At 28.3% G+C, this 18,488-nt stretch carries 14 protein-coding genes; 13 read left to right on the top strand and 1 reads right to left on the bottom strand.

Annotation, left to right across the window (positions count from 1 at the left end):
* Positions 1-124: 124 nt before the first annotated feature.
* The 8 genes from ACTG47_RS19735 to ACTG47_RS19700 all read left to right on the top strand — a co-directional run bounded on the left by ACTG47_RS19735 (position 125) and on the right by ACTG47_RS19700 (position 5,912).
* Entirely contained in the window at positions 125-862 is a 738-nt protein-coding gene (locus ACTG47_RS19735) for a BRO-N domain-containing protein (RefSeq protein ID WP_479927142.1), read from the top strand.
* A 329-nt stretch (positions 863-1,191) separates the two neighbouring features.
* A complete protein-coding gene (locus tag ACTG47_RS19730; RefSeq protein ID WP_479927141.1) occupies positions 1,192-1,905 on the top strand; it encodes a LytR/AlgR family response regulator transcription factor in 714 nt (237 codons plus the stop codon).
* A 237-nt stretch (positions 1,906-2,142) separates the two neighbouring features.
* Complete coding sequence (locus ACTG47_RS19725; protein WP_479927140.1) at positions 2,143-2,505, top strand: hypothetical protein; 363 nt, start codon at positions 2,143-2,145, stop codon at positions 2,503-2,505.
* Between the two features lie 146 nt (positions 2,506-2,651).
* Positions 2,652-2,810 carry a hypothetical protein gene (locus ACTG47_RS19720; protein WP_479927139.1) on the top strand — a complete coding sequence of 53 codons (159 nt, stop codon included), beginning with the start codon at positions 2,652-2,654 and terminating at the stop codon, positions 2,808-2,810.
* Between the two features lie 515 nt (positions 2,811-3,325).
* Positions 3,326-4,156 (top strand): macro domain-containing protein, encoded by an 831-nt coding sequence (locus tag ACTG47_RS19715; protein ID WP_479927138.1) that lies wholly within the window; start codon positions 3,326-3,328, stop codon positions 4,154-4,156.
* Entirely contained in the window at positions 4,156-4,716 is a 561-nt protein-coding gene (locus tag ACTG47_RS19710) for a TIR domain-containing protein (RefSeq protein WP_479927137.1), read from the top strand. Before ACTG47_RS19715 ends, ACTG47_RS19710 begins: the two co-directional genes overlap by 1 nt.
* A 63-nt stretch (positions 4,717-4,779) precedes the next feature.
* A complete protein-coding gene (locus ACTG47_RS19705; RefSeq protein ID WP_227862063.1) occupies positions 4,780-5,100 on the top strand; it encodes a hypothetical protein in 321 nt (106 codons plus the stop codon).
* A 62-nt stretch (positions 5,101-5,162) separates the two neighbouring features.
* A complete protein-coding gene (locus tag ACTG47_RS19700; RefSeq protein WP_479927136.1) occupies positions 5,163-5,912 on the top strand; it encodes a toll/interleukin-1 receptor domain-containing protein in 750 nt (249 codons plus the stop codon).
* A gap of 183 nt (positions 5,913-6,095) precedes the next feature.
* Here ACTG47_RS19700 and ACTG47_RS19695 read toward each other — a convergent pair whose 3' ends face one another.
* Complete coding sequence (locus ACTG47_RS19695; protein WP_479927135.1) at positions 6,096-6,482, bottom strand: helix-turn-helix domain-containing protein; 387 nt, start codon at positions 6,480-6,482, stop codon at positions 6,096-6,098.
* A 260-nt stretch (positions 6,483-6,742) separates the two neighbouring features.
* Between ACTG47_RS19695 and ACTG47_RS19690 the strand changes: the two genes are divergently transcribed.
* The 5 genes from ACTG47_RS19690 to ACTG47_RS19670 all read left to right on the top strand — a co-directional run bounded on the left by ACTG47_RS19690 (position 6,743) and on the right by ACTG47_RS19670 (position 17,853).
* Complete coding sequence (locus tag ACTG47_RS19690) at positions 6,743-7,555, top strand: phage antirepressor (RefSeq protein ID WP_479927134.1); 813 nt, start codon at positions 6,743-6,745, stop codon at positions 7,553-7,555.
* A gap of 152 nt (positions 7,556-7,707) precedes the next feature.
* The gene (locus ACTG47_RS19685) at positions 7,708-7,866 is read left to right on the top strand and encodes a hypothetical protein (RefSeq protein WP_479927133.1); all 159 of its coding nucleotides are present in this window, start codon (positions 7,708-7,710) and stop codon (positions 7,864-7,866) included.
* A gap of 317 nt (positions 7,867-8,183) precedes the next feature.
* Positions 8,184-9,266, top strand: a complete 1,083-nt coding sequence (locus ACTG47_RS19680) for a WG repeat-containing protein (RefSeq protein WP_479927132.1) — start codon at positions 8,184-8,186, stop codon at positions 9,264-9,266.
* 56 nt (positions 9,267-9,322) lie between these two features.
* On the top strand, positions 9,323-10,693 hold the full coding sequence (locus ACTG47_RS19675) for a phage tail tape measure protein (RefSeq protein WP_479927131.1): 1,371 nt from the start codon (positions 9,323-9,325) through the stop codon (positions 10,691-10,693).
* A 785-nt stretch (positions 10,694-11,478) separates the two neighbouring features.
* Positions 11,479-17,853, top strand: coding sequence for a hypothetical protein (locus ACTG47_RS19670; protein ID WP_479927130.1), 6,375 nt, complete (start codon positions 11,479-11,481; stop codon positions 17,851-17,853).
* Positions 17,854-18,488 lie beyond the last annotated feature (635 nt).

Below are 18,488 nucleotides of genomic sequence, written 5' to 3'. Positions count from 1 at the left end.
TTATATGGGACATAAGAAGATATCAATAATTACATAATGAGGTATTACTAAAGAGGTTAGTATGTGGTTATTGATATCGCTCTAATCTCTTTGGTGAAAATAAAATTTAAAGGGAGATTAGAATATGAATAATTTGATGATGTTTGAAGGTAAAGAAGTTGAAGTATTTGAGTTTGAAGGCAAGGTTTTATTTAATCCAAAACATGTGGCAAAATGTTTAGAGGTTTCAGATGTTAACAGCAGTATTAGAAAATTTAATGATAATCAGTTAGTCAAGTTGACTAATTCTAAAATGCATAATATGCAGTTTAGAAAATTACATAATACAGGAGAGAATTTTCTTACTGAAAGTGGAGTGTACAAACTGATTTTTAAATCCAAAAAGAAAGAAGCGGAGAGGTTTCAAGATTGGGTATTTGATGAAGTTCTACCAAATATACGTAAAACTGAGTCATTCAGTATGAATACAAGCAATATAAAAGAGGTATTAATGCCAGTTATGATAAATGGCATGATTGCAGGTTTTGAACAATTCTCAATAGAAAATGATAGAAAGATAGAAATTAGATTCAGCCAAATAAAAAATAGAATGGATGAAAAAATTAATGAAGTAGAAAATTTAATTGGATTTAGGTCTAAAAATATAGTTGTGTTATCAAAATTACTAAAAGCAAAGTTATCTTATATTAAAGGTTACAATGTTACTGCTAATGATTATGACTACATAACTGTAACAACTAAAATTTTTGCAAGATATAATGTTGCTAAGTGGGAAGACATACCTATTTCTAAATTCAATGAAGTACATGCTCTGATTGATACTTTGGAAGAAATAGATGACATATATACTTGGAAGAATTAAAAAATCCCAACTCTGGGGATTTAATTAAAAATAATAAATAATCTCCACCATTGGCGATTTTGGAAATATGGTGTAAATATAATAAGATTAGTAACTCTTATAGATTTTTAAATAAAACAAGAGCCACTAATCTTATTATATTTGTAGAATAGTAAATATTTTATTTAAATTTATAAAAAACAAATAAAACGATAAAAAACAAAATTAAATAACAATATATTACATATTTTTCCATTTATAGAACACTAAAAAAGTGTTAAAATTGTTATAGCAAATGATAATTCCGGAATATTTTGTTTGTATAAAAAGAAATATTAGGGGGCATTATTGTGTTTAAAATAGCTATATGTGAAGATGAAGAGATTCAGAGAACTATAATGTTTGAATATATAGAAATGTTTTTACAAGAAAATAAATACAAAATTATTAATTTCGAAAATGGAGAAGAATTGTTGAAGAATTATACTAAAGTAGATATAATTTTTATGGATATAGAATTCAAACATTTTGAAGGGATAAATGGGTTAGATGCAGCAAAAGAAATAAGAAAAATAGATAAAGATGTTTCTATAATATTCACAACCGCATTTACAGAATATGCTCTACAGGGTTATGATGTTGGAGCATATAATTATCTAGTAAAACCAATTTCATATAATAAATTTGAAAGCATGATGGCAAAATATTTTTTTGAAAAAGCTAAAGAAAAAAAACTAATTGAATTTAAAGTGAAAGATGGAACAAAAGTTATAAAATTAGAGTCAATAGTATGTATAGAAAGTGTGGGCAAGTATATAAAAGTTCATACTAAGACGGAAAGTTTTTTTACATGTACCAAAATTAAAAAAATAGAAGAGAGTCTTCCCCATGAAATTTTCTTTAGATGCCACAAAAGTTTTTTAATAAATCTATTAGAAGTTAGAGACTACAATCATAGAGAAGTAATATTAGGAGAAAGAGAAGATATAAAAGCAACCATTTCTTACAGGAAATATAATAGTTTTAAAGAAATTTTCACCTCGCTTGTATGTGGCAAATTTTAAAATGAAAATGAATAAAAAAAATCATTTTTAGTCGAAAAATGAATAAATATATTCTCAAAATTACGTTAAATCCGTTTTTCGCTACGTTCATGCCTATTCCCTTGATTTTTTATTGAAAAGAATTTATTATATACTTAAAAGATACGTATCCTATTTTTAGAAATTTCTAACAACAATCTTGAAGCGTTTTTATTAAAGATTTTAAAGTATATAATAAAATTATAGGGGATGACATATATGGAAAAATTAAGAAATTTCACAAATAATACGGGTGTGATTAAAGCGTCTGAAATATTTAGAGGTAATATATTAGAGAAAAATGAACAACGTATTAATATGATTAAAAAGATAACAGACGATGATTTGCTAATCAAGATTGAAAAGTTTTTTAAATACATAAATGAATATAATTTGCAGGGTGTTCAATATATAATAGAAAATGAGTTATTCTATGAGAAAATTCCAGATTATGTAATAAATAAATACATAATTAAATTAAATAAATATTGTAATATAGAAGATTTTAAATATGCGTACAAGTTAAAAGCCCAAAATGGTTTTAGAAGGACTATGGATTATTTAGTTAGAAAAAAGCATTAAGATAATTAAATTCAGATATATTAAAGACAATCAATTTTGATTGTCTCTTTTTCATTGGATGAGCTGGGGTAACTAATTGCAATGATGACAAAAGTATGACAACAGATGATGTGTTAAAAAAAATATTTATTAATTGAGGTGATAATATGAGCAAATATAAAATTAAAGCAATACAAGCAATGCCTGAATTATCAGGTAAAGATGCTGAATTATTTATAAGGCAAGTATTTAGTGAACCAAGTCAAAAGGAAATAGAAAGAAATGAAAGACTGCTTAAGAAATTAACCTCCTGTAAGATTCTCTAAGGCTTTCTGAGAATGATTACTTGTGTTTATACCTTGATTGCTTAGAATCGAATATAAGAGGTTGGTTTTTTATGCTGAAAGTGTTGGAATTTCAACAAGTGTTCCTGAGAGGAACATTTTGTTTGGTGTTTAGCTACCATAAGAGCTTATTTCGATATTTGAGTGGTCACTACTTTGAGTGTGATGGGATTGAGGGTATACCAAATTAATAACCCCTCTTGATATAATAATTCTCCACTAATGGAGAGTAGAAATATAATATAATAAAGGGCGTCCACAGTGGACATATGTTGGAATTTCAACGTTGGACTAGCGTGGTACTAAAAAAAATAAGCATCTCTGGTTGTTGAGATACTTATTTTAGGTTGTTTTTATCTTGTATTAGTTTATCTACTAAATTGGAGGTGGATAGTGTAAATTTATTAGAAATTGAGAATTATAATGGTTTTTTAATATAAGTATATTTGATATAATTGTATTATAATAGTAGAGTAACTAGTAGAGGAGAAGTAAATATGCTAAAAAAAATTAAAGTAAATCTTTTTGATAAGCAAGTAATAGAAGCCTTTGTTAAAGATATTTCATTTATAAGTTTGATAATATCATTTATTTTAATTTTTGTTGAAATTCCAAAAGATTTAAAAATCATATTTGGCATAGTATTTGTAATTTTTTTATTATGTATTTATATTAGTACATGGATATATGCAAATATTAAGTGTAAAGCCATATTAAATATAAATAATTCAATCCTTGAAATAAGAATAGCAGATATATTTGAAGAAGAAGATTTAAAAGTAATAGCATTTAATGAGTATTTTGATACTCAGGTGGATAATAAAGTGATATCAGAGACAAGTTTAAATGGTATGTTTATAAAACGTTATATAGATAATGTGGATGATTTGGATGAGAGCATAAAAACAGATGCTTGTATGAATAGTAAAAAGATAGGAATGAATGAATCTAGATTATTAGGAAAAAAAGAAAAATATAAATTAGGAAGTGTTTTTGAATATAATGGTTATTTATTGACTGCATTTTCAAAATTTGATAATGATAACAAAGCTTATTTAAGTATGAGAGATTATATTGATTTCTTGCTTAGTTTTTGGGATGAAATAGATAGAATATATAGTGGTAGAACTGTTGCTATACCTTTACTTGGTTCAGGAATAACAAGATTTCGAGAATATCATTTATCAGAACAAGAATTATTAGAGTTATTAATATGGTCTTTTAAAATAAGTAGAGTTAAGTTTACTTATCCTTCAAAAGTAAAAATTATTATATATGAAGTAAAAAAGGATAAAGTAAATTTTTACAAATTAAAGGGGTGTCAATAATGTCTTACAGGAATGGAACTTATGTAGCTTTTGATGGAAATGGAACTATCAATCCAACTCAAGGAGATATGAAGTATTATGGCCTTTTGCAAAAATGGAATACAGATAAAAGATTTGATTTAAATTTTAGTGATAGTCATAAAAAAACCTATCAAGTTAATGATAGTAGCCAAAAAAGAACTTTAGAACAAAGACTTTTAGAAAGGATGAGAAAGTCTAAAAATATGCTTTTAATTGTTTCTGAGAATACAAATTGGGATAGAGGTATGTTAAACTTTGAAATAGAAAAAGCTGTTGACTACTATAAAATGCCTATAATTATAGCTTATACAGGTTATGCATATATATTAAATCCAATTGGATTAGAAAAATTATGGCCTAAAGCGTTGTATGATAGAATAAAAAATAATACTGCCAAGTGTATACATATTCCTTTTAAAGAAGTTGTTATAACTGCTGCTATTTCGCAATTTAGTGTTCATAATGAAGTAGGAGATATGTTAAATTCTCCAATGTGTACTTATAGTGAAGAATCTTATAGAAATTGGAGACTATTATAAAATAAAATTATGATAAAAAAGATAGCAATTCGCTATCTTTTTTATGTTAAGGGAGTGATAAATGTGCAATTAATAATCAATTTTAAAAATATAGATGAATATATGGACTTTTCAAAAAAATGGGATTATCCATATGTAGATGTAAGAGAATCAGATAATAAAGTTAAGGATAAAGAAGTATTTAAAAAAAATGATTTTTCAAATAATAAAGTAGATATTCCAAAACATTTAATATACAATTATGATAATGAAATATGGGCAGGTAAAAAAATGAAAATGGCTAAGATGGCAAAAGAAAACAACTATAGTTTGTTTATGTTTAATTATATGATTTACTTTGTAGATGATAAATATGAATATTACAGAATAGGCTCTAGAGATTAGATTGTAATTTACCCTAAAATATTGTACGATTAAATCAAATAATATTTTGGAGAGTGAATATTGTGAATAAACCATTAATTTTTATTTCTCATATAACTGAGGAATCAGAGCTTGCAATTGAAATAAAAGATGCACTAGAAGAAGCTTTTTTAGATAAAATTGAAATTTTTGTTTCTTCTGATGGAGATTGTATTCGTTTGGGAGAAGAGTGGATAGATGTTATTATAGAATCTTTGAGAAAGTCTGCAATAGGAATTATACTTATTAGCTATAAATCAGTAGAAAGACGTTGGATAAACTTTGAAGCAGGAGCATTTTGGATGAGAAATATCCCCATTATTCCTATTTATCACTCAGGAATTACAGAACATGATGTACCAATTCCTATAAACATAATGCAAGGTAAAATTATATCTGAGCTTGATAGTATTTTAATGAGTATATCTAAAGAGATTAATGTAGAAATAAATCAAGTTAATATAACAGAGTTTAATAAAAAAGTAAACGAATTGCAAGAAAAATATACTTTTTGGGATAAAGTAAATGAAAATTTTGAGAAAATATATAATATGGATGAGAGAATCACTAAATATTTAAAGTCTAAAGGAGTTGCTAATTTACAAGTCATGAAAGATGAATTGTTTAATCCTATACATAATTTTTTAAATAATACATTAGTCAAAGATGGCATAATTACCATTGAAAGGTATGGAGGTGTAGATTTTACCATGGATGGTACTGTTAAGAATTATAGGTTTACATTAACAACTAAAGGTAAAGAAATTGTTCAACATAAGAATTTTAAATTTTAAATAAATCTTTAAATAGTTTTATAATTAATTGAGCTGAAATTATAGAAAATCCTTCTATTTTAATAATAGGGGATTTTTTATTATGTTGATTTAATCTATAAAATGGTATAACAAGTATTATGTATATTAGTAATTTCAATGATGACAGATGTATGACATATTTAATAAACAAAAAGAAGAGTCCTATTTATCCTCTTCTTCACGTTCTTGTTTAAATAATAATGAGTCGATTAATTTAAATGCAGTAACAAAATTTTCATGATTCAATGCTTTAATTCTATCAAAATATACAGCATAATCTAAGTCTACCATATATTTTTTCATTTCTTCAGAAGGTTCTTCATTTAAATATGCCATAGGGTCTTTTCCTTTTGAAGAACCTAATAAAAAGTCAGTTGTTACATCAAAATATTCAGCTAGTTTTACAATAACATCTATTGGAGGAATTCTTTTTCCTTGTTCATAAAATCCATAAGCACTTGTTGTGACACCAATGCTGTTTGCAACTTCCTTTTGTGTCAATCTCTTTAAATACCTTAAATACTTTAGCTTCTCTGAAATCTGATTCATTCAATCACCTCCAGTATAATTATACAACTATTAGTTGTTAAAGTAAATAATAAAGGCATTGACAACAACAAATAGATGGTATAATATGTAACTATAAACAACAAATAGATGATATAAATTCAACTAAATGTTGTTTGAAAAAGGAATAAAAGGGTCTATTCACCCTGCCAAGTTTGAATAGACCCCCATTGTATATGATTAACTCTAATGATATTATATACCATTCCTTATAAAAAAACAAATAAAAGGGAGATGTGTGTATGAGTAATGAAAAAAGAAATGAAGTAATAAGTTTTGACAATGATTTATTTGGAGAAGTTAGATTTATCGAAGTAGATGGGAAACCATATGCTTTAGCTACCGATATTGCTAAAGTGTTGGGTTATAAAAATCCTCACGATGCAATTTCAAGACATTGTAAGGGGGTAGTTAAACACGAGTTCGTTGATATAACTGGGTTTGAACAACTTATGAATATAATACCTGAAGGAGATATTTATAGATTGATAATTAGGTCTAAACTTCCTTCAGTAGAAAAATTTGAATCTTGGGTAATGGATGATATTCTTCCTACAGTAAGAAAACATGGAGCATATCTAACTGACACAAATATAGAAGAAATATTATCTAATCCAGACACAATCATAAGACTTGCCACAGACCTGAAAGAAGAGAGAGAAAAGAGAAAAGCTTTAGAGATAACAAATAATAAGCAACAACAAATAATAGGTGAACTTAAACCAAAGGCAGATTATACAGACTTAATACTTAGAAATAAAGGATTAGTAACTATAACTCAAATAGCTAAAGATTATGGAATGAGTGGTAAAGCTATGAATAAGAAACTACATGAGTTAGGAATTCAATTCAAGCAGAGCGGACAATGGCTACTGTACAGTGATTATCAAGCTAAAGGATATACTCACTCAGAAACAATAGATATTGTAAAGGCTGATGGAACTCCTGACATTAAAATGAACACTAAGTGGACTCAAAAAGGAAGATTGATGATATATAAGAAACTTAAATTTATTGGAGTATTACCTATTATAGAACTTGAAGAAGTTTGTTAGGTGAATGATATGAGAGATGAACTGAAAAGGTTAATTGATTTGTTGGATGATGGATTTGTAGGTATAGTATATTCTTTTGTGTCTGTGTTTTTTAAGTAATTATATGGAAGGTGATTTAGGTTACCTTCCATAAATATGTTATAATATATGTAATGAGCTATAAAAATCTATATGTAAGGTTTACTGCAATTTATAATGAATTAGATGTATTGGGAATACAGGTTGTGATTTGGGGTTTTATATTAACTAAGCAGTATGTAAGTTTAGGTCAAAAAGTGAAGAAATTAGATGCGATAAAAGTTTTATATTAACTAAGTGGTATGTAAATGAAATAAAAAAACAACTTGGAATAGAGGTTGAAGGGTTTTATATTAACTATGTGGTATGTAAATGACGCAGTCATTGGCACAGATGAAAATGGTATACCTATTTTATATTAACTAAGTGGAAATTCAAAAATCAATATTATAGAAAATCCTTCTATTTTAATAATAGGGGATTTTTTATTATATTGATTTATAAGGAGTGTGATTTAATTGAACAGATAGTTTGGTTTTATTATGTGTTTGTAGTATAAATTTTCCTTTAGACTTGATATAATTGAAGTATCAGGATAGGGGGAGATGTTATGTTTAAGAAGATATTGTTGATTTTAATGATTGGTATATTAGGATTTGGAGTTGTAGGATGTAGTGATAATAAAGAAGGTACAAATGAAGATATTTATTACTCAGAAAAAATGCATGATAATCCAAATGAAAATGCTTTTAAGGATGGAATAGCAAGAGTTAAACTAAATGGGAAATATGGATATATAGATAAAAAGGGTAATACTGTAATAGAACCAGAATTTGATTATCTTGGATATTTTTTCGATGGATTAGCTGTTTGCCAATTTGGGACTGGAGATAATGAAAAATATGGATATATAAATGAAAAGGGAGACATAGTTATTAATCCTCAATATGATTTAGCATTAGATTTTAGTGAAGGATTATCTGTAATTGAATTAGATGGGAAGGATAAATTTATTAATACAAAGGGTGAAGTTGTAATAAACATTGAAGCTGAATACTTATCTAAGTTTAGTGATGGATTGGCTAAGATTAGAATAAATAATAAATATGGTTTTATAAATAAAGAAGGTAAAATTGTGATAGAACCTAAATATGAATCAGTAGACCATTTTTATGAAGGTTTAGCCGCCGTAAAAATAAACGATAAATATGGTTGTATTGATAAAGAAGGAAATTTTATAATAGAACCAAAGTATGACTCTTTAATGAGTTTTTATGGTGGTTTAGCTTCTGCATACAAAGAGGGTTCATACTTTACTATAGATAAAAATGAAAATGTCATTTCAAAAGAGTCATTACGAAGACCATATACTAAATCAGAGAATTTATTTGTATTTCAAAGTAAAAACAATAAATATGGAGCAATAAATAGAGAGGGAGAAGTAATTATTAAATCTCAATTTCAAGATTTATATGATTTTAGTGAAGACTTAGCAGTGGCTTATATTGGAGATAAATGGGGGTATGTAGATAAAACAGGTAAGATAGTTATAAAGCCTCAATTTGAAAGTGCATGTGCATTTAAAGAAGGATTGGCATTTGTATGCATAAATGATAAATGGGGAGTTATAAACAAGAATGGTGAAATAGTTATTAAACCTAAATATGAAGATATAGTTAAAATCTATAGTTAAATTATTAAGACAGTCAATTGACTGTCTTTTTTTATGTAAAAAAGGAGTGTGATTTAATGTCAGAGTTTAAAATCAGAACTAGTATCGAATTAGATGATGAAAAAGCTAAAAAGCAACTGGCTACTTTGCAGGAATCAACTAAAGGAAAACCTATTAAATTAGATGTACAGATGAATACTTCATCTTTAAATAATCTAAAACAATTAGAAGCAGTATTAACTAAAATTAATGCTTTAAGTGCAAAGACTCAAAATAGTTTATTTGGAGGAAAGTCATTTAATAATTCTGGTATAAGTAAAGCTTCTAGCCAATTTGCTAAATTACAAAGAGATGCTACAAATTTACAAAGTAAATTAGCTTCATTAGGAAAATCTGGATATGTAGACACATCTAAATTAAAAGCTTTATCAAGTGATTTAAAGAAGATACAAAATTTAAATTTTAAAAATATGAATAGTAGTGGAATGAACGCTGCTATATCAGGAATGGAATCATTAAAAAATAAATATAAAGAATTAGAATCAGCTACCAAACAATCTAAATTCAATGCTAAATTTGATATAAATACATCAAAAGCACAAACTGATTTAGATAGATTAAGACAGAAGGCATTAGAATTAGGTCAATCAACTTCTGGAATTGATAAGCTTGAGGCTAAATTAAGAGAGCTTTCTAATCTACCAATGGATAAAAAAGCTAATGAATTAGCTAGGATAAAATCTCAAATAAGTGGTATGAATTCTAGTTTCTCAGGATTGAATTCTAGTATGAGAACTACAAATGGATTTTTTCAAAATTTATATTCCAGTATGAGTACCTTTACACTTGGAAACATGATTGGTATGGGTATGATGAGCTTTGCTAGAAATATAAAGACAACAATTGTGGAGTTAGATAGTAGTTTCAGAGATTTGATGAAAGTTGCTCCAGATAATTTTCGAGGAACAACAGAGGATTTAAATTCACTTAGAGACTCAGCTATTGAAGCTGGAATAAGTGTTGCTCGTTCAAGTACAGACATAATACAAGGAACTGCAAAAGCACTTCAAACTGGTATAAAAGATGTAAATGATGCGATGGAATATGCTACAAAATCAGCACAATTTGCAAATGTTTCAGATTTATCACAGGAAGACTCCAATACATATTTAACATCAATAATGTCTGCATATGGTGGTGTGGCTAATAGTTTAAAACCTCTTCGTACTGAATTACAGGGTGCAGGAAAAGATTATAATAATCTAACAAAGTTCTCAGACCTTGCCAATTATGCTGGTAATAACTTTGCTGTTACAACAGGCGATGTAGGGGCAGCATTACAAAGAAGTGCAAGTGTATTAGCTGGATTTGGAACTTCAATGGAAGATTCAATTGCATTGGTAGTTGGAATGCAAGAAAGTACACAAAATGCAGAAAAAACAGGTTAACAAATTAGCCCTTTTACATAGTAATATGTAATCGAATCGAGAATATGCTGGAAAGCCCTTAGAGCCTTGATTAGTAAATATATTTGGAAACTTGTATATTATCTTAAAATATCAAGGATTGGGTAATCAGCAGAGATAGACCTAAGTTCAAAAAGAATATGGTAAGCTCTCAACGACTACCAATCGACATCCTTATTGGATGATGGTATAGTCTATTCCCTTAATAAATATCTGGAAACAGAGGGTATAAAAGACCGCTTTAAAAAGTATTGCAGTTAATTTAGCAGGAGTAAAGGCTTCAGCGAAGGAAGGAACATTAGAAGCAAATAAAACAAATAAAGCCTTCAAACAACTAGCAAATATAGATATTTGGAATAAACAAACTGGTGAAATAAAAGGAACTATGGATGTTCTAGGCGAGTTAAATACAAAATGGGATGACCTCAATGATGCCCAAAAAAATGGTATCGCTGAGGCAGCAGCTAAACTTTTGGCGTGTTAATTAGAAATAGTTAATATTATGAGGGGGTAAAATCGGTGAAGGCTGAGATGCTAATATCGAGTTAACTGGTAGAATTAAAGAGCTATTAGTAATGTAACGCATAGAGATTGAAACTAGAAATAGAATATAATATCTCCAAGAGTATCCTCCATCTTAACAGATAAAGCTGAAGATGAAAATGTATGCTGAACTTACATTAATAAGAAATGTAAGAACATAAGGATAAAAAGCCTTATGGATAACAAAATTGGGAAAATATCACATAAATAGTTTTGTCGCCCTAATGAACAACTGGGAACACGTTATAGCCTATCAGGAACAGTATAAAGAAGGGTTAATGGTAGGGTCAAGTGACAAAGAAAATAAAAGATTCGTAGATAGTGCAGAAGGAAAGATGATACAGCTATCTGAAGGATTGAAGAAATTAGTAACAACAACAATATCTACCGATATGTTTAAAGGAGTATTAGATGTTGCTATTTCCTTTGTAAATGTTTTAGATAAAATTGTCAGTGGATTTGAAAAAATAGGAATGAGTATTCCTTTGGCTGTAGGTACAATTGGTAGTCTATTTAAAACAATTAAAGGGCTTGGTACAACTGGTACAATACCTAATTATTTTGCCAACACTATGAATAAGTTAATTCCAGTAGATACTAAAAATACTGAAAAAGCTATAAAATCATACGTCAATTCTCAAGCTAAATTAAATAATTATCAGAAACAAGGTTTATTGCCAATTGTTAATTATAATAAAGAATTAGGAAGAATGTCAAGTAGTTACAACAAGCTTTCTACTAATACTGAAAGAGTAATATCTTCAAATAATAAAATGAATCAATCTTCAGTAAAAGGAGTTAAGGCTAGTAAAGAAACTGCTAATGCTATGAAAGAAAATGCACGTTCTCTTTATATGATAAATTCAGCCTCCAAAGATGTTAATAAATTTAATAATGATACTAAAAGAAATTTACCAGTTGTCAATTATAATAAAGAAACAGGGAAAATGGTAAGTGACTACAATAAATTATATATTAGTGGTCAAAAAGTTGCTTCAGTGAATAATAAAGTAAACGAATCTTCAATGAAGGGAATTAAGGCTAGTAAGGAAACTGCCAATTCAATGAAACAAAGTGCCGAAGCTATGAAACAGAATGCTGATGCAAGAAAAGAAAGTATCCGTTCGCTTTATGCAGCTAATTCGGCTTCTAAAAAAACAGGTGAAAGTGCCAATTCAGCTTCAAAAGGAGTAAATGAACTTAATGATGGAATGAAAAGAAGTATGGTTGGTAGTTTACTTGCAAATACAGGTGTAACTTTATTAAATGGTGCATTTTTAGGACTTGCTACAGCAGGTATATCTACTGCTGTAAAAATGATAGATGAATATGTCCGTAGAAATGAGATAGCTAAAGAACAAGCAGAAGAAAGAATTCAAGTTGCTCAAGATGAAATAAATGGATATAAAAGTCAAAAAGATGGTTTAAAAAGTATTCAAAAAGAATATGACGCATTGTATAATAAATCAAATAAGACTCCAGAAGAATTAGAAAGGTATAAAGCATTAACAAAAGAAATAGCGGAATTGATGCCTGAACTGGTTGTAGGAACTGATAGTGATGGAAACGCTATTTTAAATATGCGTGGAGATGTTAGTGACTTAATTTCTGATTTAGATGAAGCTATAGCTAGAAAAGAAGCTCTAATGGCTGGTGATAAAGAAGAGGCTGGTAAAATTGCATTAGACGAACTAAATGAGAAGGATACTGGAAAAGTTAGAAAACAAGGTGTCAATGGATTCTTTGACCAAGTAGTTAATTATAAAGATGCAAAAGAGAAGCTTGCAGGTATTCAAAATGAAACGAATTCAAAAATTGTAGAGACTGAATCAAAGATGGAAAAAGCTCTTTTAATGGCTCAAACTAATAATAAAGGTCAAAGAGAAAAAGCACTAGCAGAATATCAAAAATATTATGAAGAAAGACAAAAAATCGTTGATAGTGGAGAAAGCGAATATCAAAGTAAACTTAATGAAATTCAGAAAAAATCAAATGAAGCAGGAGTAGGAATATTTGCTGGTATAAAATCTGATATTTCATTTTCCGACTTCACTTCAAAAATTCAAAGTGAAATACTATCTCTCCAAGGTTCATTAGATTTTTCAGATTTAACAAGTGAAGAGTTTACAAAAGCACAAAATGCAATAATGGCATTAGGCTCATCTGGAATTGATTTATCAAATTTTAAAAAATCATTAGATGAAACAAATAAAGCTTTTCAAAGTGGTCAAATTAGTGTTGGAGATTATAATAAAAAGATAGATGAATTAGCTAAATTAGCATCTGATGGTACTGGTTATGATGTTGACTTTTGGAAAGATATGCTTGATGGAATAACGCAGGGGTCATATGAAGCTTCAAGAGGAGTAGAATCCTTTTTAAAATCTTTTAATAAAACAGATAACGATTTAAGAAATGGCGATTCTATGGCTAAAACACTTAAACGTCAATTTGAGGCTGTCAATAATACTTTAGAAGACATGATGAGTCCAAATTTAACAAAAGATATGGTTGAAAAGTATTCTCAAAATAAAGACCTTCCAAAAGAAATTAGTAATATGTTAAGTAGATTTTCTATAAATGGAATTACTGGTGATGAACAAGCCTTTGCAATAGAAGTAATGTATGCTTTTCAACAAGGAGATACTAAAGAAGCAAGGCAAGCATTAGAAAAAATTAATGAAGAATTAAAAAAAGAAGGATTAGAACCTATCAACATAGATGCTTTATTTAATGATAAAGAAGCTGTTGAAGAAATAGGGGTTTTTGAAGCTAGATTAAATGAGTTTAAAGATAAAGATATTGCTATTAAAATAAAAGATAATACTAATATAAAATCTGTTAAAGAGTTAGATATTCTTGATGAGCAATTAAACAAATTTAAAGATAAAGATACTAAATTAAATTTTATAGCCGATTGTGGTCAAGCATTTGAAGGTGTTAATTCTTTAGATGAAGCTATAAAAAATATTCCACTTAAAAATCTTATAGATTATGACATAGATGTTAGTAATGATAAAAAACTTCAACAAATGAAAGATGACTATGAGTCTTTACCTGAAAATGCAAAATATATAATTGATACTGAAGTTATTGGTCAAGAACATGTAGGTAAAGTGTGGGATATGATAGATGGTCTTCCTGCAAACAGAGAAATGACTCTCAAGTTTATGGAGGAAAATAAAGATGTAATTGAAGATGCAAAAGATTATCAAGGTATTATTGATGAACTTACTAAAAATCCTGACATAGCATTGAAATATAATATAGAAATAGATGGAATAGAAAATTTTGAAAAAGTAAAAGGTTTATTTGATAGTATAACAGATAAAACCTTACAGAAAAAATTTGCAAATTTCTCTATACAGTATCCAGATAATATTGATGTTATGGATTCTTTATTCAATCAAGCTCCATCTGGAAAAAAAGAATTTACTCTAAGCTTTATGATGGAAAATGCAGATAAACTTCAAATGGTTCAAGAACTATTCGATAAAGCTCCAGATGAGCAAAAAGAAGCTGTTATTGATTTTATAGTAAATAACTTAGACCAACTTGAAAAAGCTAAAAATGTACAAGAACTTATAAATAATTTACCTATAGAGATAAAAAAACAACTTGGAATAGAAGTTGAAGGAGGAGAAAATGCAGAGAAAACTGTTAATACAGTTCAAGATGCAGATGGAACTAATGCTGAACTTTTAGTAAATGCAAAAGTTAATGGTGAATCACAAGTAGTTGAATGTATAGAGACATTAGATAAGAATGGAAATAAAACATATACTCCTAATTTAAATCCTCAAGTTAATAATGGTGAAAAAGTTATTCAATGTATGAGAATATTAGATGAATATGGAAATGAATCTTATATTCCAATTGTTAAACCTGAAGTAACTAATAAAGAAGAATTAGATGATACTAAACAGAAAATGGATGAGTTAAATGGTAAGACGGCTACTCCAACTGTTGATGTAAAAACTGAAGGTAAAGTAGAAGCGGAACAAACTGCTGAATTTATACAAGGCATATCACCTATAAAAGTTATAGAACTTTCTTTAAACAATCAAGGTAAAGATGAATTAGACAATACCAAACAAAAGATAGATGAAATTAATGGTGAAAAAATTGAGCCAGTTGTAGGAACTATTGGATTAGAAAATACTGCAAGTAAAATAGCATCATTAGGGCAACAAGCCGAAGAGTTTGGTCAAAATAATTATAATATAAATCTTAATGCAGAAACTTCTCAAGGTGCAAAAAATATATCAGGTCTTATAGCTAGAGTAAAACAATATTTAGCTTTAAAGGTTTCAACACTTGTATTTAGAACAGAAACCGCACAAGCAGCAAAAAATGTATCAGGTTTATTGGCTAAAGTGCAAAGTTATGTAAGCCGATATGGCGGAAAGACTATTACAACTAGATTTAATGCATATACAGCACAAGCAGCACAAAATATTAGTGGCTTAATGAGGAAGATAGAGTCATTTAAATCAAGTTATGCAGGAAAAACATTCACTACTACATTTGTAACCAATAAAGTAACAAATACTTCAGGTGGTGGAGGTGGAGGAAATAGTTCAGATAAAGATAATGGAACACAGACATCTGTTACTGGAGGAACTCCAATCCCAACTAATCTATCAGCCCAACCTAGAACATCAGAACCAGCACCAATAAGTAACGAGACTCCTGTAACAAAACCATCCTTATTCTCAAGAGCAGTATCAAGAGCCACAGCACCAATAAAAGCTCTTAAAACATTAACACAAGATACACCAATAGATAAAAATTTTGATGCTATTATAAAATACGAAATAGAGTTATTTAAAGAATTAGAGAATCAACTTTCAAAAGTAACAAATGAATTGTCATTGCTAGATAAGCAAATGAAAAATGCTACTAATGAACAGAAACTCAACTACCTTAAAAAGCAAAATGAACTATATAAAGAGCAGGAAAGACTTTTAAATAGAAAAGAAGCTCTTACAAAAGATGAAGCAAATAGATTTAAAAAGGTATTGAGTGACAAAGGTTTCAAATTTAATTCTGATGGAAACATGACAAATTATGAAGAGTTATCTATAAAAAAAGAAAAAGAATTAGCTAAACTTGAAGCAGAGGCAAATAAAGAGAAAGCATCTGATAAGACTAAGAAGAAATATGAAGATGCTAAAAAAGCCTGGGATGAAACTAAGAAATATCGTGATGAATATTTAGATATCATGTTTACTGAACTACCAAAAGTAGTTGAAGAAAAACAAGAAGTAGTAAATGCTACAAAAGATATAGAAAAAGCAGAGCGAGATTTAAGAAATGAGTCTTGGAAGCTACACAAAGAATCTGAATGGACATCTCTGAATAGAGATGTTGAAGAAGTTAATAATCAGCTTGAATTGTTAGATGTACTGATGGGAAGTGCTTTTGGAGTTGAAAAAAATGATTTACTTCAACAAAAACTAGATTTATTAGAAAAACAGAAAAAAGAAATGAGTGAAACTACGGCTTACATGAAACAAAGTCAAAATGAAATAAAGGGTAAACTTCAAGGTTTTGGATTTCAATTTAGAGATGATGGTACAATAACTAACTACATTCAACAACTAGACAAGTTATTCCAAAGTAATGATAACTTTGATGAAGCGAAAGAATTAGTTGATGCATACCTAGATTTAATGATGGATAAAATTCCTGACGCTGAAAAAGAAATGGCTAAGTTAGATGCTACAATTAAAGCAGCATTAAAAGAAAAGTTAGAAACTACTAAAGAAATAGAAGATGAGATAACTAAAGTTTATGAAAAGCAAATTGAAGAACGTAAGAAACAGATAGATGATGAGCTTAAAAAACGTCTTGATGCACTTAATAAAGAAAAAGAAGCCTACAATAAAGCTAGAGATAAAGCAGATTATCAGCGTGATTATGATGATAAATCAAAAGAAATAGAGGAACTTCAAAAGAAATTAGATATTGCTGAAAGAGATAGTTCACTATCAGGACAAAAGAAAGTACAGGAATTAAGAAAAGAATTAGAAGAGGCTAAGAGAGCATTAGAAGGTTTAGTTCAAGACCAGATTGATAAAGATGTAAATGATATGTATGATGATGAAAGTGATAGACTCCAAGATGAAGCAGATAAGGCTAAAGAAGATTTAGATAATAAGTATACTAAAGAAGAATTAGCTAGATTAATCAAAGAGGCATTAAATACAGGATTATTTACAGATATAAATGGTGAGGTTCATGATTTACAACAAACATTGCTTGATTTTGCAGATAAGTATGGTGATGGATTAGGGGCTACAGGGGCTATTATAAAAAGTGAATTAGTTGGTAGCCTTGAAATTGCTAAAAAAGTAATGGAGGATATGTTAGATATTCAAGATAAATTAGGTGTTGGTGAATATAGTAATTATTCAGTATCTAGAGGTCGTAGTTATCAACCTCAACAATCTAATCAAAATCAATTTAATTACAATGCTCCATTAGTTAGTGTACAAGGTACTATGAATAGGGATATATTAAAAGAAGTAGAAAAAATGATTAAAAAATCTCAAGATGAACTTGCCAAAGAAATAGTAAGAAAAACTAAATATTAAAATATTATGAAAATATATGTTATAATGTAGTTACCACAATATCTCATTGGTGTTCGCATGTATTAAAAGAGTCACTGGAAAATTCTAGTGATTCTTTTTGCTAGATATGATACAATATAATTACCATTCCGAACACGCTCTTTATTTAAAGAGACTTATGTTCTAAGAAGTCATTCTATTATAGGATGACTTTTTTATTTTAGAAAAATATTTAATGAAGATAATGACAATATTGACTATAATGACAATATTGGAGTATAATAGTTATATAGATGATATAAATTATATCATTAAAGACATAAAAAAAGAGACTACAACTATTTACGCTAGGGTGTCTCTTCATTTAATAAGCAAGGTACTAATTGGAAGAAGAATCACCTGAATTGCCGTTCGGGCGATTCTTAATTTTTTGCAACGTTTTTCTAAACTCATCTATCTCTTTAAAGAGTCTATTCAAATTCTGAACCAATTTAATCAAACTGACTGTTATGGTTGTAAGAAATGTTATTATTGTTAGCAAACAAATCAGATATTTCATAATATTACTTCCCTCTTTATTTGACATGGGAGGCTTATGTATATGAAAATTCACCCTAATAGTTTTTCATGTAGTCTCTAAGATTATTATACTATAA

This window comes from Clostridioides sp. LIBA-6622, assembly GCF_056716095.1.
This window is presented reverse-complemented; position numbering and strand designations above follow the sequence as displayed.